This is a genomic window from Sphingobium sp. TomMM15 (genome assembly GCF_055397045.1).
The window spans coordinates 1207787-1225592 of sequence record NZ_AP027314.1 but is presented as its reverse complement, the minus strand read 5'-3'; the positions used below and the strand labels follow the sequence as shown (position 1 = coordinate 1225592).

At 62.1% G+C, this 17806-nt stretch carries 23 protein-coding genes; 10 read left to right on the top strand and 13 right to left on the bottom strand.

Annotated features, from left to right (window positions below; all coding sequences use genetic code 11):
* The first annotated feature begins 49 nt into the window (after nucleotides 1-49).
* Nucleotides 50-1801 carry a putative bifunctional diguanylate cyclase/phosphodiesterase gene (locus ACZ51H_RS06255; protein WP_464802789.1) on the top strand — a complete coding sequence of 584 codons (1752 nt, stop codon included), beginning with the start codon at nucleotides 50-52 and terminating at the stop codon, nucleotides 1799-1801.
* Here the strand turns inward: ACZ51H_RS06255 and ACZ51H_RS06250 are convergent.
* From ACZ51H_RS06250 to ACZ51H_RS06235, 4 genes are read right to left on the bottom strand one after another with little or no spacing between them, the layout of a single operon-like run.
* Nucleotides 1765-2976, bottom strand: coding sequence for a CCA tRNA nucleotidyltransferase (locus ACZ51H_RS06250; RefSeq protein ID WP_464802788.1), 1212 nt, complete (start codon nucleotides 2974-2976; stop codon nucleotides 1765-1767). The genes ACZ51H_RS06255 and ACZ51H_RS06250 overlap by 37 nt on opposite strands.
* Nucleotides 2957-3568, bottom strand: coding sequence for a CoA pyrophosphatase (locus tag ACZ51H_RS06245; protein WP_464802787.1), 612 nt, complete (start codon nucleotides 3566-3568; stop codon nucleotides 2957-2959). Before ACZ51H_RS06245 ends, ACZ51H_RS06250 begins: the two co-directional genes overlap by 20 nt.
* Nucleotides 3565-4131, bottom strand: coding sequence for a DUF1285 domain-containing protein (locus ACZ51H_RS06240; RefSeq protein WP_464802860.1), 567 nt, complete (start codon nucleotides 4129-4131; stop codon nucleotides 3565-3567). Before ACZ51H_RS06240 ends, ACZ51H_RS06245 begins: the two co-directional genes overlap by 4 nt.
* 43 nt (nucleotides 4132-4174) lie before the next feature.
* Entirely contained in the window at nucleotides 4175-4693 is a 519-nt protein-coding gene (locus ACZ51H_RS06235) for a GNAT family N-acetyltransferase (protein ID WP_464802786.1), read from the bottom strand.
* A gap of 110 nt (nucleotides 4694-4803) precedes the next feature.
* On the opposite strand from ACZ51H_RS06235, the gene ACZ51H_RS06230 reads away from it, so the two are divergent.
* Entirely contained in the window at nucleotides 4804-5187 is a 384-nt protein-coding gene (locus ACZ51H_RS06230; RefSeq protein WP_464802785.1) for a dihydroneopterin aldolase, read from the top strand.
* Nucleotides 5188-5199: 12 nt separating this feature from the next.
* On the opposite strand, the gene ACZ51H_RS06225 is transcribed toward ACZ51H_RS06230, so the two are convergent.
* A complete protein-coding gene (locus ACZ51H_RS06225; protein ID WP_464802859.1) occupies nucleotides 5200-6096 on the bottom strand; it encodes an isopenicillin N synthase family dioxygenase in 897 nt (298 codons plus the stop codon).
* Between the two features lie 123 nt (nucleotides 6097-6219).
* On the opposite strand from ACZ51H_RS06225, the gene ACZ51H_RS06220 reads away from it, so the two are divergent.
* Nucleotides 6220-6627 carry an EVE domain-containing protein gene (locus tag ACZ51H_RS06220; protein WP_464802784.1) on the top strand — a complete coding sequence of 136 codons (408 nt, stop codon included), beginning with the start codon at nucleotides 6220-6222 and terminating at the stop codon, nucleotides 6625-6627.
* Between the two features lie 134 nt (nucleotides 6628-6761).
* The gene (locus tag ACZ51H_RS06215; RefSeq protein ID WP_449473223.1) at nucleotides 6762-7046 is read left to right on the top strand and encodes a hypothetical protein; all 285 of its coding nucleotides are present in this window, start codon (nucleotides 6762-6764) and stop codon (nucleotides 7044-7046) included.
* Nucleotides 7047-7113: 67 nt separating this feature from the next.
* On the opposite strand, the gene ACZ51H_RS06210 is transcribed toward ACZ51H_RS06215, so the two are convergent.
* The gene (locus ACZ51H_RS06210) at nucleotides 7114-7416 is read right to left on the bottom strand and encodes a glycine zipper 2TM domain-containing protein (protein WP_449473222.1); all 303 of its coding nucleotides are present in this window, start codon (nucleotides 7414-7416) and stop codon (nucleotides 7114-7116) included.
* A gap of 324 nt (nucleotides 7417-7740) precedes the next feature.
* On the opposite strand from ACZ51H_RS06210, the gene ACZ51H_RS06205 reads away from it, so the two are divergent.
* The 3 genes from ACZ51H_RS06205 (at nucleotide 7741) to ACZ51H_RS06195 (ending at nucleotide 10134) form a co-directional block, all read left to right on the top strand.
* Nucleotides 7741-8370, top strand: a complete 630-nt coding sequence (locus tag ACZ51H_RS06205; RefSeq protein WP_460986037.1) for a class I SAM-dependent methyltransferase — start codon at nucleotides 7741-7743, stop codon at nucleotides 8368-8370.
* A 64-nt stretch (nucleotides 8371-8434) separates the two neighbouring features.
* The gene (locus ACZ51H_RS06200) at nucleotides 8435-9367 is read left to right on the top strand and encodes an ABC transporter ATP-binding protein (protein WP_464772496.1); all 933 of its coding nucleotides are present in this window, start codon (nucleotides 8435-8437) and stop codon (nucleotides 9365-9367) included.
* Nucleotides 9364-10134 carry an ABC transporter permease gene (locus ACZ51H_RS06195; protein ID WP_449473216.1) on the top strand — a complete coding sequence of 257 codons (771 nt, stop codon included), beginning with the start codon at nucleotides 9364-9366 and terminating at the stop codon, nucleotides 10132-10134. The genes ACZ51H_RS06200 and ACZ51H_RS06195 overlap by 4 nt, the downstream gene beginning before the upstream one ends.
* A 34-nt stretch (nucleotides 10135-10168) precedes the next feature.
* Here the strand turns inward: ACZ51H_RS06195 and ACZ51H_RS06190 are convergent, their stop codons facing one another.
* The 4 genes from ACZ51H_RS06190 to ACZ51H_RS06175 form a co-directional block, all read right to left on the bottom strand.
* Entirely contained in the window at nucleotides 10169-10489 is a 321-nt protein-coding gene (locus tag ACZ51H_RS06190; RefSeq protein WP_464802783.1) for a hypothetical protein, read from the bottom strand.
* 83 nt (nucleotides 10490-10572) lie between these two features.
* Entirely contained in the window at nucleotides 10573-11964 is a 1392-nt protein-coding gene (locus tag ACZ51H_RS06185; RefSeq protein ID WP_464802782.1) for an MATE family efflux transporter, read from the bottom strand.
* Between the two features lie 28 nt (nucleotides 11965-11992).
* Nucleotides 11993-12922 carry a DUF808 domain-containing protein gene (locus ACZ51H_RS06180; RefSeq protein ID WP_464802781.1) on the bottom strand — a complete coding sequence of 310 codons (930 nt, stop codon included), beginning with the start codon at nucleotides 12920-12922 and terminating at the stop codon, nucleotides 11993-11995.
* 107 nt (nucleotides 12923-13029) lie between these two features.
* Nucleotides 13030-13275 (bottom strand): hypothetical protein, encoded by a 246-nt coding sequence (locus ACZ51H_RS06175; protein ID WP_464772493.1) that lies wholly within the window; start codon nucleotides 13273-13275, stop codon nucleotides 13030-13032.
* Nucleotides 13276-13295: 20 nt separating this feature from the next.
* On the opposite strand from ACZ51H_RS06175, the gene ACZ51H_RS06170 reads away from it, so the two are divergent.
* Together ACZ51H_RS06170 and ACZ51H_RS06165 are read left to right on the top strand one after the other, a co-directional pair.
* On the top strand, nucleotides 13296-13670 hold the full coding sequence (locus ACZ51H_RS06170) for a hypothetical protein (protein ID WP_464802780.1): 375 nt from the start codon (nucleotides 13296-13298) through the stop codon (nucleotides 13668-13670).
* Nucleotides 13671-13728: 58 nt separating this feature from the next.
* A complete protein-coding gene (locus ACZ51H_RS06165) occupies nucleotides 13729-14034 on the top strand; it encodes a plasmid stabilization protein (protein WP_196225854.1) in 306 nt (101 codons plus the stop codon).
* On the opposite strand, the gene ACZ51H_RS06160 is transcribed toward ACZ51H_RS06165, so the two are convergent.
* Together ACZ51H_RS06160 and ygfZ are read right to left on the bottom strand one after the other, a co-directional pair.
* Nucleotides 14031-14795 carry a glutaminyl-peptide cyclotransferase gene (locus ACZ51H_RS06160; protein WP_464802779.1) on the bottom strand — a complete coding sequence of 255 codons (765 nt, stop codon included), beginning with the start codon at nucleotides 14793-14795 and terminating at the stop codon, nucleotides 14031-14033. The two genes, ACZ51H_RS06165 and ACZ51H_RS06160, sit on opposite strands and share 4 nt — an antisense overlap.
* Complete coding sequence (gene ygfZ / locus ACZ51H_RS06155; protein WP_464802778.1) at nucleotides 14792-15529, bottom strand: CAF17-like 4Fe-4S cluster assembly/insertion protein YgfZ; 738 nt, start codon at nucleotides 15527-15529, stop codon at nucleotides 14792-14794. The genes ACZ51H_RS06160 and ygfZ overlap by 4 nt, the downstream gene beginning before the upstream one ends.
* A gap of 48 nt (nucleotides 15530-15577) precedes the next feature.
* On the opposite strand from ygfZ, the gene ACZ51H_RS06150 reads away from it, so the two are divergent.
* Nucleotides 15578-16909 (top strand): dihydroorotase, encoded by a 1332-nt coding sequence (locus tag ACZ51H_RS06150; RefSeq protein ID WP_464802777.1) that lies wholly within the window; start codon nucleotides 15578-15580, stop codon nucleotides 16907-16909.
* Nucleotides 16910-16922: 13 nt separating this feature from the next.
* Here the strand turns inward: ACZ51H_RS06150 and rarD are convergent, their stop codons facing one another.
* Nucleotides 16923-17792: an EamA family transporter RarD gene (rarD, locus tag ACZ51H_RS06145; RefSeq protein WP_464802776.1), complete on the bottom strand. Its 870-nt coding sequence runs from the start codon at nucleotides 17790-17792 to the stop codon at nucleotides 16923-16925.
* Nucleotides 17793-17806 lie beyond the last annotated feature (14 nt).

Genomic DNA, 17806 nt, shown 5'->3' with positions numbered 1-17806 from the left:
ACATCGGGTCATTTCCTGAAAATTTACCACTGGTATCTAATCCGGTGGCATGAAAACGGTGCCAGCGCGTATTCGGCCAGGTCAAAGGCTGGACGACAACCTCCTCGCGAGGTTCGAGCGCACGCATCTGCGCTGCCTGGCGGAGATGGAGCATTGGTTGGAGGCGGTGCCTCACGCCGCAGCCATGTTATGTTTTAAAGACAATGACTTGTCGATCGTTGCTGTTAACAAGGCTTTTTATCACAGCTTCCTGGAGAGGGGCGATACGGGCACCGAGTTGCCCTATTGCAAGGACTGGCGCGAACGGATCATCGAGGTTGCGCTTTCGGAAAGCGTCTCCGCCACGTTTGAATTGCGGCGTGATGGTCCTTTGGGGCCGGAATATTTCTCCTGCACCGCCGGGCTGCTGCCCTCGACTGACGAAGCGGCGCACCTCATTCTCTTCACCGCGCTGGACCGCACTAGCGATCGCGTGACCGAACGGAATTTACGCCGCGAATTGCTATCCGACGGGTTGACAGCGCTGCCGAACCGTACGGGATTTGGCGAGGAGATCGAAGACCGACTGCGCAATTCTCCATGGCCGAGCAATTCGCAGTTCGGGATCATCGCGATCGATCTCAGCCGATTTAGCCGGGTTAACGAATCGCTGGGGCCGATGGCGGGTGATGAACTGCTGATCACGGTTGCCAAGCGTTTGAAGTCGAGCCTGCGGCAGGGCGATGTGCTGGCGCGGATCGGCGGCAATGACTTTGCGATATTCGCTAGATTGAACAATGGTTTGTCCGACTGTCTTCATATCGTGCAGAGGGTAAGGGATGCGCTGAATTCGCCGATCCGCCTCAGTGATCTGCAAATTCGGGTCGACTGCGCGATCGGATGTGCTCTGGCGACAAGCCTGGACGATGACCCCGACGATATAATCCGCAAGGCGCAGGCGGCGGTGAAAATCGCCAAGCGTAGCGGCAAGGTGGAGATCTACCGCAACGGCGTGCTGAAGGAAGCGCAGCGGCGCTTTTCCATCGAAAGCCGCCTGCGCACCGCGTTGACACAAGGTGAGCTTACCTTGGCGTATCAGCCGCTCATTCAGTTGCAGACTGGGGAGATTACCGGATTTGAAGCGCTCGCCCGGTGGAATGACCCTGAACTGGGTCATGTTTCCCCGTGCGAGTTCATTGCGGTTGCCGAGGAAAGCGGCCTCATCACGCCTCTCGGCCGGTGGGCGGCTTATGAGGCGGCGCAGGCGCTGAGCCGGTGGGACGCGAAATTCGGGCAGGCAATGCCGGTCGGGGTCAATGTGAACCTGTCGCCGATCCAGATGGCGCGGGATGATGTGGCGTCGATGTTCGAAGAAGCGCTGCGCTATTCAGGCGTATCGGGCAGGCGGCTGACCGTCGAACTGACGGAAAGCGCGATCATCGCCGATCCGGACAAGGCGCGGAAACTGCTGGTCGCGTTGAAGGACCTACAAATGCCGATCGCCATGGACGATTTCGGAACGGGCTATTCCAACCTTGCCAGCTTGCACAGCCTGCCGATCGACATTTTGAAGATCGACCGCAGCTTTGTGACCAACATGCTGGATGACAAGGACAAGCAGGCGATCGTTCGCACGATCCTGTCGCTGGCCGAATCGTTGAACCTGCATGTCACCGCCGAAGGAGTGGAGACGCAGGAGCTGGCCCATGCTCTGCAAGGCATGGGATGCAGCCACGGGCAGGGCTTTTACTTCGCGCGTCCCATGCCCGAAAATGACGCGTTCGATTATTGGCGCGCGCGCTGGAATTTCGAAACGGTCTGATCCGCGATCTGATCGACCCGGCCTGCCTCCGGGAAACCTTCTTCTACCCAGATACGCTGCACCTCGCCCAGCGCCTTGGCGACTTCGGGGCCGGGCGGCAGGCCGCGCGCGATCAGGGCGCCTCCGCCGATCGGGAGTTGCGGTGGTGTCCAGCCTTCGAGCGAGGCGATGCTGTCGAGGGGCGCCATGGGATCTAGCAGGATGCGATCGATTGCACCTTCGACGCCGATGGTGAAGGCGAGCGCTTTGAGCGATGGGGCCGCCTTATGGGGTTCCAGCGCGAGGACGAGGCGTTTTCGCGCCTTGTTGGACAGTTTGAGGCGGGCGCCCACGGCATCGGCGGTACGCGCGTCGGGGGGGAGCAGGGCAGCCAGCCGGCGCAGCGCTGCGTAAGGAATGCCAGCGTCGGCTTCCCGCGCCGTCAACTGCCCCAGTCGAGCAAGTCCGCCCCCGTCGATCTCCGGAAGAACGGGAACTAGGATGCCGCCTTCGATCATCAATTGGAGCGAGGCGAAAGGATCGGGGAGGGCGAGGAGCTTCATAAGCTCATCGGCGATACGCTCCCGCGACAGGGCCATCAGGCTGTTGGCGGCGGTGCGGCAGGCGGCATATGCCTGCTCATCCGGTGTGTCGCGGCCGAAGCGGGCGAGGAAGCGGAAATAGCGCAGGATTCGTAGATGATCTTCGGCAATACGCTCAGCCGCGCTGCCGATGAAGCGGACACGGCCTGCCGCAAGGTCATCAACGCCGCCGAAAAAGTCGGTCACTTCATGGGTGTGGGGATCGGCATAGAGCGCGTTGATGGTGAAATCGCGCCGTGCCGCATCCTCGCGCCAGTCGGTGGTGTAGGCGATGGTCGCACGGCGGCCGTCGGTGCTGACGTCGCGGCGCAAGGTGGTGATTTCGACCGGCCATCCCCCGATCACCGCCGTGATCGTGCCATGGTCTATGCCCGTGGGCACAGCCTTTATCCCGGCGGCCTTCAGGCGCTCCATCACCTCTTGCGGCTCCAGCGCCGTGGCGATGTCGAGATCGTTGACGGGAAGTCCCAGCAGGCCGTCGCGCACCGCGCCGCCGACATAGCGGGCAAGACCCTGTTCCGCCCCCAGCGCGGCGAGCAGGCCGTCAAGGCCGGGCCGGTGGCGCCAGTCGGCGTCAGGCAAATAGGCGGTCAAGATCAAGCCTCCGCGACAGGTTGGCGAGTATGGCGGCGGTGATGCCCCAGATACGGCGGTCATTCCACATTATTTCATAATAGTGCCGTTCAACACCTTGATAATGGGCGGAATGGCTGACCCGGTTTGCGGGATCGAGCGCAAAGGAGAGGGGCAGTTCAAACCAGTCAGCGACCTCGTTTGCCTGCGGCATGAGCGGCAGGTCGGGCGGGATGACGCCCAGCACGGGCACAATGTCGAAGCCGGTGAAGGTGTGGTAGCGATCGGTCGTGCCGATGACATCCACTAAGCTAGGGAGCAGCCCGATTTCTTCGTGCGCCTCCCGCAGTGCTCCGGCGATCTCGCTAGTGTCTTCCTGATCGACGCGGCCGCCGGGGAAGGCGATCTGCCCCGCATGTTTGCGCAGGGAAGCCGCGCGCTCGGTGAGGATAAGGCCGGGTTCCGGTCGGTCAGTGATGGCGACGAGCACGGCGGCGGGCGCAAGAACGAGTTCGCCGTCGATGCGGGGATCTCGTGTGTCCGATAGCATGAGCCCGACTTCGCGCGCATGTCCTTCGGCAAGCGCGGCGCGGACGCGGTCGGCCAAGGTCATGCGGAGCCGTCCAATGGGTAGAAAGCGCCATTGCTCCAGAGGCCAACCGGATCGCTTGCTTCGTCCAGCGCGAGGTTCATCAACTCATAATAGACGCTGCGGTTGACCAACGCCTCAAGCCCGCGACGTACGTGCAGATAGGGGTGCGGGCCATCCGCCGTTTCCCGGATGACGAGCGGGTTTTCGGGGCCTGCGGGGATCAGGTCGCCTGTGTTGAGGCGAAAGGCGAGGGCGCGGTCGCGGCCTTCGCCCTCGCTCTTTAGCTCGACGGCGAGGAAGGGGGCGTCGTCCACCTCTATCGACAGCTTTTCAACTGGCGTTACAAGGACATAGGAGCCATCCTTTTCACGCCGCAGGATCGTAGAAAAGAGGCGTACCATGGCTTCGCGACCGATCGGCGAACCCTGATGAAACCATGTGCCGTCGCGGGCGATGCGCATTTCGCTGTTGCCGCAATGGTCGGGATTCCACTTTTCGACGGGCGGCAGCCGCTTTTCCTCGACCAGACGGGCTATGTCGGCCAGGGACAGGTTGGCAAGATCAGGGGGCGGGTCCATCGGCATGGCGTCGAGATAGGATCGCGCGGCGCCGAAGGCAAAAGGGAAATCACAGTGGCGCGGTGATTCGCGGCCCAAGCATCCCTTCGCCGCCGATCGCGGCTCCATCGACCGAAAGAGCGAGTAGTCGGCGCGCTTCATAGGGGCCGGGGCAGGTCCAGCCGCCCGTGGATGCAGCGGAAAAGCCCCAGAAGCGGCCATAATATTCGGGATCGCCGATCATCATCAGCGGATCGCTATGGTGGGCGCGAGCGGCATTGACGACCGCGTCCATGAGCGCGCGGCCATGACCGGTGCGTTGGAGGGTGGGGGAGACAGCGACCGGGCCGACCATGATGAGCGGTGTCTGCGTTCCGTCGGCATGGGTGAGCGCCACCGGCCAGCTTTGGAGCGAACCAGCCAGCTCGCCATGTTCATCCATCATGCCGAAGGACAGTTCAGGCACCCAGGGCATGCCGTCGCGGATCAGATAGGCGGTGCGGCCGTGCCTGTCGGGGCCGAAGGCGGCGTCGAGCAGTTGCTCAATCGCCTCTTCCGCCACGATGTTGAGGGGCACAATATGAGACACGTCTTGCCGATCCGCCGTCAATGGCGCATGGACCGCGCCGGAGCGGCGGGATTAACGCCTGTTCCGCAAAATTAAAGTCTATTCTGGCCATCGCCAGCAGCAGGAAAGCCATGGACCGCGGATTTGACGATTTTCTGACGCTGGAGGTCAATCATCTGGACGTCAATGTCCTGACGGGCATCTATTCGGAAGAAACCCACCTGCCGCAACCGCTGCGCATTTCCATCCGCGCGCGGTTGAAGGTCGCTGACCATTATGAACTGGATACGCCGCTATCCCGTTCGAAAAATTACATGGACCTGAAGCATGCCGCCACGATCGCGCTGCCGGAAGGACAGCATTTCACGCTGATCGAGGCCGTTGCGGACCATATCATCGACACCATCTTCCTTCAGGATGACAAGGTGCTGCATGTCGAGGTGAAGATCATCAAGCTGGCGCTGAGCGAGAAGGGTGAGGAAATCGGCATTACTCTGGGTCGGTGGCGCAAGTGAGCTGACGGGCGTTCAGCCCTTCACCAGTCCGATCTCGCGCAGGCGCTCGGTCAGATAGTCGTGCGCGGTGATCGGCGGGTCTCGGCGCGGGTGGTCCGCATCCACGCATTGCGGCAGCGGTTCGATCAGGAAATCTGGCCGCAGGTGCAGGAAGAAGGGCATGGAATAGCGCGCGACGCCGCGCCGCTCCGGCGGAGGATTGACGACCCGGTGGCTGGTTGATCGCAGGCGGTGGTTGGTCAGCCGCTGGAGCATGTCGCCGACATTGATCGCCAGCGCGCCGGGGGGCGGTACGACGGGGAGCCAGTTGCCCTGGCGGTCCTTGATCTCCAGGCCGCCTTCCTCGGCGCCGAGCAGCAGGGTGATGAGGTTGATATCCTCATGCGCGCCTGCGCGGATGCCGGGGGCTTCGGGCGAAACTGGCGGGTAGTGGAGTAGTCGCAGGATCGAGTTGCCGCTTTCGATGGGGTCCTCGAACCAATGTTCGGGCAAGTCGAGATAGAGGGCGATCGCGGCGAGAAGCTGGCCGCCTATACGGTCGAACTCTGCATAAAGACGGCTTAAAGTGGGTTGAAATTCCGGTATTTCTTCGGGCCAGATGTTTGGCGGCATGGTGATGCCAAGGGGGTGTCCTGCGGGTAGGTCGCGGCCGACATGCCAGAATTCCTTGAGGTCATTCTCGCTCGCGCCCTTGGCGATTTCCCTGCCGAACGCCGTGTAGCCTCGCTGGCCGCCATTGCTGCTGGCATCGTAGCGGCGCTTTACATCCTCCGGCAGGGCGAAGAAGGCGCGGGCGAGCCTCCAGCCATCGTTGATCAGGGCGGCATCCATGCCGTGGTCCTTCACCATGGCGAAGCCGAATTGCCGGAACGAATCGCCGAGCGCTGTTGCAAAATCCGGCTTAGCCATCGCGGTAAGGGACAGCAGTGGAACCTGTTCCAGCGGTGCGTGCGGCAAGTTTCGGCTTTCCTTCTGTCAATTGGCGCCGTCCGATCCTTGATCGGCCCGGGCGGCTGATGCAAGGAGGCGATCATGAACTATTGGCTCATGAAATCGGAACCCGATGTCTTTTCCTATGACGACTTGGTCGAGAAAGGAAAGGCGGAGTGGGATGGCGTTCGCAACCATGCCGCGCAGCTGAACATGAAGGCAATGCGCAAGGGCGACCTGTCCTTTTTTTACCACAGCAATATTGGTGTGGAAGCGGTCGGCATCATGGAGATTGTCGAGGAAGCCGCGGCCGACAGCACCGACGAAAGCGGCAAGTGGATCGCGGTGCATGTCGCACCCAAGGAAAAGCTGAAAAAGCCCGTCACGCTGAAGGCGATGAAGGCGGACCCGGCGCTGGCCGATATGGTGATGCTGCGGCAGTCGCGCCTGTCCGTGTCCCCCCTGACCGAAGCGCAGTTTCGTCACATCGTGGCGATGTCGGAGGTTTGATGCGTGGCCGGTTGCGCCCGGCGCAACTGGTGATCCGCCTTTTGCGATTGCGCGCATGTGTCTGGCCCATAGGTTCGACACCGACAGAACAGAAATGCAGAGGTGTTTGATCGGCATTCACAAGGAGAAAACCTATGCGAATGCTGTCGAAATTCATTCTTATCGGTGCAGTCGGCACCGTCGCCGCTGCCCTTGCCCCCGTCCATGCGGAAGAAGGCAAGCAGCGCTTCACCCATGAAGGCTACACCTATGTCTATCAGGTGAAGGATACAAAGACGGGTCGGCTCGTGTCAGGCCGCCGCTATCCGGATGCCGTTGCGTTTAACCTGGCGATCAAGAACGGCAAGGTGTCCGGCGTGTCTGGCGGCCGACCGGTTGCGTTCAAGGTCGATGAGGCTCGCGGAGCCGCCTCGGAGTAAGCGGCGGTACTTTAGGGATGTGCACAGGGCGGCTTCCAATCGGGAGCCGCCCTTATTTGTTGGCAGATTAGCGGCAGCGGCGCTTGCTATCGATTTCCTTGCCGAGCAGCGCGCCGCCAGCAGCGCCCAAGATCGTGCCGGTGGCCCGATCACCGCGCGTGTCGATGGCACGGCCTACAAGGGCACCGCCTACGCCGCCGACGATAAGGCCGGTCGTGCCGTTGGACTTGCGGCAATATGTCCGTCCGTCGCGGCCACGCCATTCGCGATAGTGGTGATGCTTCCGGGCGCTCGCCCCATCTGTCGGGATCGCCATGGACACAGGGATGGCCATTGAAAGGGCCGACAGGGCGATAATGGCTTTGCGCATAATTCTCCTCCGAAACAATGATTTGCTGTTCAACCCGCTCATAGTGGAGGAGGTTGCATGAACCTGCGGCAACGATGTAATATATTGATTATCAACTATTATTTTTGACTTTTGTAATGTGGGGCAGGATCTCGAGGCGATCACCTTCAGTCTTATCCTGCATATTTGTTCGGGAAGGCTTGCGGGCAGGTCCCGGTGGGAATCGCGACGCGCGCCGCACAAGTGAAAAATTTGCCATCTATAGACATGTTAAAGCCAATCGACGGCGCGCTTCAGGCTCGCTAAGGGGAGTCGCGATGACATGTTTCCGGTCGCCTTTCGCTCATGCATGACAAGTCCAAACGCGGCCGGGCAGTCGCCATGCCCCGGAGCGAATTCCGGGCGCGGGCGACGGAATATCTGGATTTCCTGGCCGCCTGGGTGAAGAAGCCGCGCCAAACCGCCTCGGTGGTGCCGAGCAGCCGCTATCTTGCCCGGTTGATGGTGGCGCATATTGATCCGCTGGATGGCCGAGTGATGGAATTGGGCGGCGGGACTGGCGTATTCACGCGCGCGATCCTGCAGACGGGCCTGCCGCCGGAAAAGCTGGAGGTGGTGGAGATCAATCCCGCCTTCGCGCGCGGGCTGCGGCGGCACTTTCCGCATGTGTCGGTGCTGGAAACGCCAGCGCAGATCGTATCGACGGCGGCGGCTGGTGAGCCGGGGCAATATCAGACGGTGATAAGCGGCCTTCCGCTGCTAGCGATGGACCGCCATGTGCATGCCGACATTCTGTCCGAAGCATTCCGCATGCTGCGGCCGGGCGGCAGCTTTATCCAGTTCACCTATTCTACGCGGCCGCCGGTCAGCCGTGACGTCCTGTATGCGCTGGACTTGGAAGTCGCGCGCGTGGGACAGACGGTGCGCAATTTTCCGCCAGCAACAGTGTTCCGCTTTCATCGTCAGGGCGAATAGGCCGGTTGCGCTTGGACCCGGCGCCCCTATCTTGGCGTGCAGATAAAAAGGGGCTTTTGCGCGCATGGCGTCCATCATTACCGTTTCCGGGCTGACGAAAAGCTACGCATCGGGTTTTCAGGCGCTTAAGGGCATCGATCTTGAGATTGAGGAGGGCGAGATTTTTGCCCTGCTAGGCCCCAATGGCGCGGGCAAGACGACGATGATCTCCATCATCTGCGGCAATGTGCGGCCGAGCGGTGGAACAGTGACCGTTGCGGGGCATGACATCGTGCGTGACTATCGCGGATCGCGCTCCGCGATCGGGTTGGTGCCGCAGGAATTGCACACCGACGCCTTTGAACGGGTGATCGACACGGTACGCTTTTCCCGTGGGCTGTTCGGCAAGCCGCGCAACGATGCCCATATCGAAAAGGTGCTGCGCGACCTGTCGCTTTGGGACAAGCGCAACAACAAGATGCTTGAACTGTCCGGCGGCATGAAGCGGCGGGTGATGATCGCCAAGGCGCTGAGCCATGAGCCGCGCGTGCTGTTTCTGGACGAGCCGACCGCTGGCGTGGACGTTGAGTTGCGCCGGGACATGTGGAAGCTGATCGGCGAACTGCGGCAGACGGGGGTGACCATCATTCTGACGACCCATTATATCGAAGAGGCCGAGGAAATGGCCGATCGGGTGGGCGTGATCAACAATGGGGAACTGATCCTGGTCGAGGAAAAGACGGCGCTGATGAAGAAGCTGGGCAAGAAGAGCCTGACCGTGGCGCTCAACCAGCCGCTGCACCAGCTTCCGGCGGAACTCAGCCAATGGGATTTGTCGCTAAAGTCCGACGGCCATGAGATCGAATATATTTTCGATACGCGTGCCGAGCGTACGGGCGTGTCCTCATTGTTGCGGACGCTGGGCGACCTGGGCATCGGCTATAAGGACCTCAACACGCAGCAGAGCAGCCTGGAGGATATTTTCGTCAGCCTGGTCCATCAGGAGAAGGTGGCATGAGCGGCTTCAATTATCGGGCGATCTGGTCGATCTACAAATTCGAACTGCACCGGTTCAGCCGCACATTGCTGACCGGCTTGCTGGTGCCGGTGATCACGACATCCCTGTATTTCGTGGTGTTCGGCGGTGCGATCGGGTCGCGGATGACGCAGATTGACGGCATCGATTATGCGGCGTTCATCGTGCCCGGCCTCATCATGATGTCAATGTTCACTGAAAGCATCTTCAACGCGAGCTTCGGCATCTATATGCCCAAATTCGCGGGCACCATTTACGAGCTGCTTTCAGCGCCCGTATCGGCGACGGAAACGGTGATCGCCTATGTCGGCGCGGCGGCGACCAAGGCGTTGAGCGTGGGCACGATCATATTCGTGACGGCGCATCTGTTCGTCGACGTTCATGTCGAACATCCGATCGCCATGGTGGCGTTCATGGTGCTGATCGCGGTCAGTTTCTGCCTGTTCGGGTTCATCCTGGGCATCTGGGCACAGAGCTTTGAGCAGTTGCAGGTGATCCCGCTTCTGCTGATCATGCCCATGACCTTTCTGGGCGGCGCTTTCTATTCAGTGCATATGCTGCCCGAGCCGTGGCGCACGGTGACGCTGTTCAACCCGATCGTCTATCTAGTGTCGGGCTTCCGCTGGACCTTTTTCGGCCGGGGCGACGTGGGGATCGAGTTCAGCCTGTTGTTCATCGCAGGGATGCTGGCGGTGTGCCTGGCGGTTATCGGATGGGTATTCCGTACCGGCTATCGGCTGAAGAAATGAAAGGAGCGGCCTGCCGGGGCCGCTCCGTCGGCTCTCAGGCGACTGCGCTCTCGGGCGCGACGGCGAAGAGGGTCACGCCCTTATATTTGTCGTCGGTCTCATTGTAGAGACCGTACATCGCCTCGAACGTCTCATCGAGCACGGTGACGTCGTTGAGCCCCGCCAGCTTGAATGTGCCGAGCTTCAGTTCGCGTGGCGGACCGCCTTCGCGTTCCACCGTCACGGCGTCGATGAACATCTCATCATGGCGCGTGTAAAGGATGTGGGGTGCCAGCTTGACGACCAATTTATTGTAGGTCGCCATCAGGCATTTCTGAAGCGCGATGGCTTCGAAAATGGTCGTCGGGGCAGTCATGATTTTCGTCATTACCGATTCGCAGGCTGTCTTCAATTGCTTTGTGCGCCGCAATATCGACGCAAAGTGCATCCGGGCGCTTTTCAGGATGAGCTGACGAGGCCCAGCCGTTCCCGCATCGTCCAGCGGATGAGGAGCAGTAGTGCCACCGCACCAAGGCCGCTGGCGAGGCCTAGCCATATGCCCAGACCTTCCATTCCGAGCGGGAATGCCAGGACCGTTCCCACGCCCACGCCGATGATCCAGTAGCCGATCAGCGCGAAGATCATCGGCACCTTCGTATCATGCAGGCCGCGCAAAACACCGGCGGCGACCGCCTGTGTGGCATCCACCAGTTGAAACAGCGCGGCCACGGCCAGGAAGCTGACCGCCAGCGCCGCCGTTCGAGCATTAGCGGGATCGTTCAGGTCGAGGAAGGCGCCGATCAGCAGACGGGGCACGGTGATAAGCAGGATGGCGGCAGCCAGCGCGAATCCGAAGCCCAGCAGGAGGGCGAGCCAGCCCGCGCGTCCGATTTCGGCAGCATCGCCGCGTCCCTGAGCGAGGCCGACTCGTACTGTGGCGGCCTGACCTATGCCCATGGGCACCATGAAGAGAAGCGCGGCGATTTGAATCGCGACGGCATGCGCGGCGAGGGAATCGCGGCCGATGAGGCCCATGAGCAAGGCCGAGGCGTTGAACACCGTCGTCTCAAAACCCACAGTGATCGCGATCGGCAGGCCCAGCGCCCAGACGGCGCGATGCCGGTCCTGGTCGTTAGCCCAGAAGCGGCCCATCACCCGATAGCGGCGGAAGCGCCGGTCGATCAGGATCACCGCCAGAAGGCTCAAAAAAAGGAAGCAGGAGGACAGGGTGCTGGCCAGTCCCGCGCCTAAAAGGCCAAGGGCTGGCATGCCCAGCTTACCAAAGATCAGAACCCACCCCGCCAAGAGGTTGAAGGGTATGGCAAGCAGCATGACGACCACGGCCCAGACTGGCCGCTCCAGCGCCGACATGAAATTGCGCAGCGTCGAGAAGGCTAGGAAGGGAAGCAGCGCCCATTGCAGCCCGCGCATCATGACTCCGGCCTGATGGGCAAGGTCGGGCTGCTGCCCCATGGCGAGGAGGATGGCTTCGCTCTGCCAGAGCAGCGCCCAGGCGGGCAGTACGAACAAAAAGGCGGCGCGCAGCGTCTGTTGGACCGTGCGGCGCACGTCGCGGACGGAATGGCGGCGGCGGCCACGCTCATTGGCGATCAGCGGCGCGGCGGCTGTGACAAGGCCCATGCCGAATATGAGCAGGGCCTGGAACAGGTTGATGGCGAGCGCGCCCGCCGCGACGCTTTGCGCGCCCAGACGGCCGATCAGCAAAAGGTCGGTCGCGGCTATCCCTGCCCAGGCGACATTCCCCGCGATCATCGGCAGCGCAAGGGCGAGCAGGGCGACGGCCTCGACGCGCCAGGGGGAATGGGTTTGGGGCGTTTTTAAGTTCTGCATTGGCCGAATGTCCGGCGTGCCGCGTGCTTCAGTGCTTTTTGAACAGGTGCAGCACCGCAACGATGATCCCACCGATCACCAGCCCGACGATGGCCCCGCCGATCGCGGTCACGGTCCAATCCAGGAAAGGCCCGATGGCGGGCGCGGTGGCCGCCACGCTTTGCGCAACATGGTGGATGGCGCCGGGGATCAGGTCCCAGTGGAACTCATGCAATCCGTGAACGATCAGGCCGCCGCCGACCCACAACATGGCGGCTGTACCAACCACGGACAGGATCTTCATCAGGATTGGCATGGCATGGACCAGCCCGCGTCCCACGGTGCGCGCCGTTGATGAGGAGCGTTCGGTCAGGTGCAGGCCGATGTCGTCCATCTTCACGATGAAGCCGACGACGCCATAGACGCCCGCTGTGATGAGAATGGCGACGACGACCAGGATCAGCGCCTGTTCCCAAAGCGGTTCTGCTGCCACGGTGCCGAGCGCGATTGCCATGATCTCGCCGGAAAGGATGAAGTCGGTGCGGATGGCGCCCGCAACCTTTTGGTCCTCCAGCTCCTGAGAACTGTGGGTGGTGAGCGCTTCCTGCGCGACGTCATGCCCGCCTTGAACCGCCTCCAGCAGCTTTTCGACGGCCTCAAAGCAGAGGAATGCGCCGCCCAGCATCAGCAATGGCGGGAGAAGCCAGGGCGCGAAGGCGCTCAGCAGCAGGGCGGCGGGGAGGAGGAACAGCAGCTTGTTACGCAGCGATCCGCGCGCGATCTTCCAGATGATCGGAAGCTCGCGATCCGGCGTCAGCCCCATGACATAGCGGGGCGTCACCGCTGCGTCGTCGATGACGACCCCGGCCGCCTTCGACCCGGCCTTACCTGCGGCTGCGGCGACATCGTCCAGAGACGTGGCTGTGAGCTTGGCTATTCCCGCTACGTCGTCGAGCAGCGCGATGAGACCCGAAGGCATTTGCTGGATTTCCCCTTTTGTCGGTCGATGGCGATGTGCGGCCATTACGGCCCCGTCTCATAGAGGCCGGGTCGGTCAGGGGCAACAACCGCGCCAGTCGGAACAGGTCAGGCTATGCCGCGATAGTTACCGGGCGGGTCGCTTGCCGGGAAGGATTCGTCCACCTGCTCGTCGATCATGTCCCAGTCGCTTGGGGCGATATGCTGTTCTGCGGGACCGGCGTCCCGGATGATTCCCGACGATCCCACCGGCGCGCGATCGTCAAGCTCAGCTGGGGCCTTCCGGTCTTTCCAGCTACGCCATGCCACAGCGCCCAGCCCGCCAAGAAATGCCAGCTTCAACAACCCCTTCATGATGATTTCTCCTGCCTGTCATGAACATGGACCCAGTCGGCACGGTCCTGGGTAACGCCATGGGGATGAAGGGAAAATTCGCCCTCTTCATCGGTGCCGGGTTCAGCATGGTCGCCTCCCGGGTGAGTCGTGACCGCCCACCGCTCCCGAAGCGCGGCGTTGATCATAGCGCGCCATTGAGCTTCGTCACCTGCCTCGCGCATGGCGGGGTCAGGGTCTTTCATGATGGCGAGGATGCTGGCCGCGTCGGCTACGTGCGCCTGCCACTGATCGGGTTCATGCGCGGCGAGATGGCGGGCCAGCCGTTCGATAAGGGTGCGCTGTTCCATAGCCGGGGAACGCCCGCCCATCAGCTTCCGTTCCGCCAGTTTCGTGACGCAAGCGCAGCGTTGTGAACGCGATCGCCGAATGATCGTTGGAAGGCGGTGGGGGGCTAATGACAGGAGATGGATCATGCCGCGTGGCGACAAGGGCAGTTATACCGACAAGCAAAAGCGTAAGGCCGAGCATATCGAGGAAGGATATGAAGATCGCGGCGTTTCCCGGAAGGAGGCGGAACGGCGGGCCTGGGCCACGGTGAACAAGGAATCCGGTGGCGGAAACAAGTCCGGGTCGGGGCGGGGGAAGCCTGACACGCATGTTTCCTCGCGCAAGGGCGGGCGAAAGGGCGGCGCCGCTTCGGCTGGGCGGTCGGCGGCGGATCGATCTGCGGCGGCGAAGAAGGGATGGGAAACGCGGCGCAAGAAGGCGGCCGGTTAACGCGCGTCCTTGCTTTGCTTTTTCAGGCGTATCTCGAACAGCTTTGGCCAGTATTTGCCAGTAATGAAGATGCGGTCGTGCTTCTGGTCATAGGCGATGCCGTTGGGTACGCCTTCACTATCAGTAACGCCGCTTTCTCGGATTAGGGGGGCAATGTCGATCCAGTCGATGACATTGCCGGTCGCGGGATCGATCCGGGCGATGCGCGTGTCATACCAGATGTTCGCCCATAGCTCGCCCTTCACATATTCCAGTTCGTTCAGACGCTCGACCGGACGGCCGTTGAACGTGACCGTGATGCGGCGTGTCTCGCCAAGCGTTTCGGGGTCGAGGAAGCGAAGCTGCGAGGTGCCATCGCTCATGATCAGGCTTTGGCCGTCCTGGGTCAGGCCCCAGCCTTCGCCTTCATAGCGAAACTGGGAAAGCGGCGAGAACCCATTGATTTTCCAAACGAAGCCTTGACGATGGCGCCAGGTTAGGCTGATCAGCCGGTCTTTCCAGTTGACGATGCCTTCGCCGAAATATTGCGGAGCGAGGGTGCGGCTTTCGAGGACCTTGCCGTTCTCAAGCGAGACTTTGCGGATTTCCGACTGGCCCTCCAGGCCGGTGCTTTCGTAGAGGGCGCCGTCGTGGAAGAAGAGGCCCTCAGTAAAGGCCATGGGATCGTGAGGATAGGCTTTGACCAGTGTCCAGGGCGTATCGGCCCATGCGGGCACTGTGATACTGAGAGCCCCGATCAGGGCGAGCAAGAGGCGCTTCATTCGGCGGCTTGCTCCGCGATCGTGGCGGCGAGCCATGGAGGCAGGGTCGCGGGATCGATGTCTTCCACGCGGCGCAGTTCGATAGATAGACCAAGGTCAGGCAGGGCGGCGCGTTGGCGCTTCTCGTCAGCGTTGGCCAAGGGCACGGCGATGAGGCGGCGGTTCACCTTGCTGCGATAATGCATGCGGGCGGTGTTTTCCTGACCGACATAGCAGCCCTTGTCGAAGTCAACGCCATGCAGGCCGCCCGCATTGGTCTCCAGCCATAGCGTCTGGTCCTGACCAAGCTCGCCCGCGCCTTCGAACACGCCGAGCGACAGGCGGTGGGCGCGGAAGGCAGAAGAGGCGTCGCCCGATGCGGGCGGAGCGAGCCAGCGATGGCCGAGGTCGGCGAGGCGCGGGTCGGCTGGCTTGTCAGTGGTTTCGAGCGACCAGTGGACCGCGAGTGATTCCTCCCGCGCGATCGTCACCTTGCGGCGGAGGCGGTAGAGGGTGAGCCGCTTCGCCAGCGCTTCCGCCTGCGCAGCCTCGCAATCGATCAGCACATCGTCGCCGTCCGCCCACAAAATGAGGTCATACAGTGCTTTCCCCTGCGGCGTCAGGAGCCCGGTCCAGCGTGGTTCGTCCGCCTTGAGTGCCAGCACGTCACGGGTCAGCAGGCCTTGCAGGAAGGACCGTGCCTCTTCGCCTGAAATTCTGAGTAGCGCGCGGTCGGTTAGGGTGGTGCCGGTCATCGGCTTTAGGTAGGACAGACGCCGACCATATCCAAGCGGCGAGCAATCATGTCCCAGAATTTCGACCTGATCCTGAAGAACGGCACCGTCCACACGCCCGGCGGGGCGGCGCAGACCGATGTCGGCGTGCGCGGCGGCAAGGTCGTGGCGATCGGGTCTTCGCTAGGCGACGCTGGCGAGGTAATCGACTGCACCGGGCTGGACGTGTTGCCTGGCTGCATCGACAGCCAGGTGCATTTCCGCGAGCCAGGCCTTGAGCATAAGGAAGATCTCGAATCAGGCAGCCGCTCCGCCGTGCTGGGCGGGATCACTTCTGTGTTCGAGATGCCGAACACCAACCCGAATACGGACAGCGCCGAGCGCGTGCATGACAAGCTGGCCCGCGCTCACCATCGCATGTGGTGCGACCATGCTTTTTATGTCGGTGCGACGGCCGACAATGCCGAAGCGCTGAAAGAACTGGAGCGTATTCCCGGTACGGCGGGCGTGAAGATTTTCATGGGCGCGTCGACCGGCAGTCTGCTGGTGGATGATGACGCGGCGCTGTCGCGTGTGTTGGCGAGCGGTACGCGGCGTGTTGCCATCCATGCCGAGGATGAGGCGCGGATGAATGCGCGCAAGGATTTGCGGGTGGAGGGCGATCCTTCCTCCCACCCCGTCTGGCGCGATGATGAAAGCGCGATGATCGCCACGAAGCGGATCATCGGTCTTGCCCGTCAGGCGCGTCGGCGCATCCACATCCTGCATGTGACGACGCCCGCGGAGCTGGAATATATCGCCGGGCATAAGGACATCGCCACCTGCGAAGTGACGCCGCAGCATCTGACGCTGGCGGCGGAGGATGCCTATCCCCGGCTTGGCACCTATGCGCAGATGAACCCGCCGATCCGGTCGGCCTCGCACCGGGACGGCCTGTGGCACTGGCTCAATCAGGGCGTGCCTGATGTGCTGGGCAGCGACCATGCGCCGCATACGATCGAGGAGAAGGCGAAAACCTATCCCGGATCGCCCAGCGGCATGCCGGGCGTCCAGACGCTGGTGCCCTTGCTGCTCAACCATGTGGCGGAGGGGCGTTTGTCGCTGCGGCGGTTTATCGAATTGACCTCGTCAGGTCCGCAGCGGGTGTTCGGGCTTGTCGGCAAGGGGCGGATTGCGCTTGGCTATGATGCCGACTTCACGGTGGTGGACCTCAAGAAACGGTGGACGGTAGGCAGCGACTGGCTGTCCTCGCGCTGCAATTGGTCGCCCTTTGAAGGTATGGACCTCACCGGCAAGGCCGTGGGGACGATCGTGCGCGGGAATCGGGTCATGTGGGAAGATACGCTGGCCAATGAAGCGGTGGGCGAAGCCGTGCGCTTCGAGGCGACCGAGTTCGCCTGAGCGCGCTAACTCGCTACGCCGCCGCCAGCCTGTTCTTGCGGGCGGCGGCGAAGCTGTCTGTCGCAAACAGGATGAGGCCCAGCCAGATCAGTGCGAAGCTGATCATCTGGCCCTGTGTCAGTTTCTCGCCATAGAGCAGCACGCCGCACAGGAATTGCAGCGTGGGCGCGAGATATTGGATGAGGCCCAGCGTCGTAAGCGGCAGGCGCTGAGCAGCCATGGCGAACAGGATCAGCGGCACCGTCGTCAGCGCGCCCGAGAAGATCAAAAGGCTGCTGGTATAGCTTTCCCGCCCAAGGCTGATGCCGCCATGGCCCCACAGCCATAGCAGATATGCAAGAGCGAGCGGCGCGAGCAGCAGCGTTTCCGCGCCCAGGCCAACCATCGGCGCAACCGGGGTCAATTTGCGGACAAGGCCGTACAAGGCAAAGCTGACGGCTAGACCGATGCTGATCCACAGGGTGGTGAAGGCCGCCGCCGCCATGATGGCGACACCCACCGCAGCGATCGCGATGGCGATGGTTTGCCCGCGCCGCAGCCGTTCCTTCAGCACCAGGACGCCGAGCGCGACATTGACCAGTGGATTGAGGAAATAGCCAAGGCTGGCAGCGATGACGTGGCCGTTATTGACCGACCATACATAAACCAGCCAGTTGAACCCGATGAACAGTGCGGATGCGGTGAGGGGCAGGACGATCCGCCTGTCGCGCAATGCTGCTCCAAGCGCGCCCAGTTTCCGCCGTGCCGCGAGCACGCCGACGATCAGGATGAGCGACCATATGACCCGCTGCGCCACGACCTCGACCGGGGTCACGGCGTGGAGCAGCTTGAAAAAGATAGGCAGCAGGCCCCAGAGCCCATAGGCCGCCACCGCAGCGAGCAAGCCCGTCCTTAGCT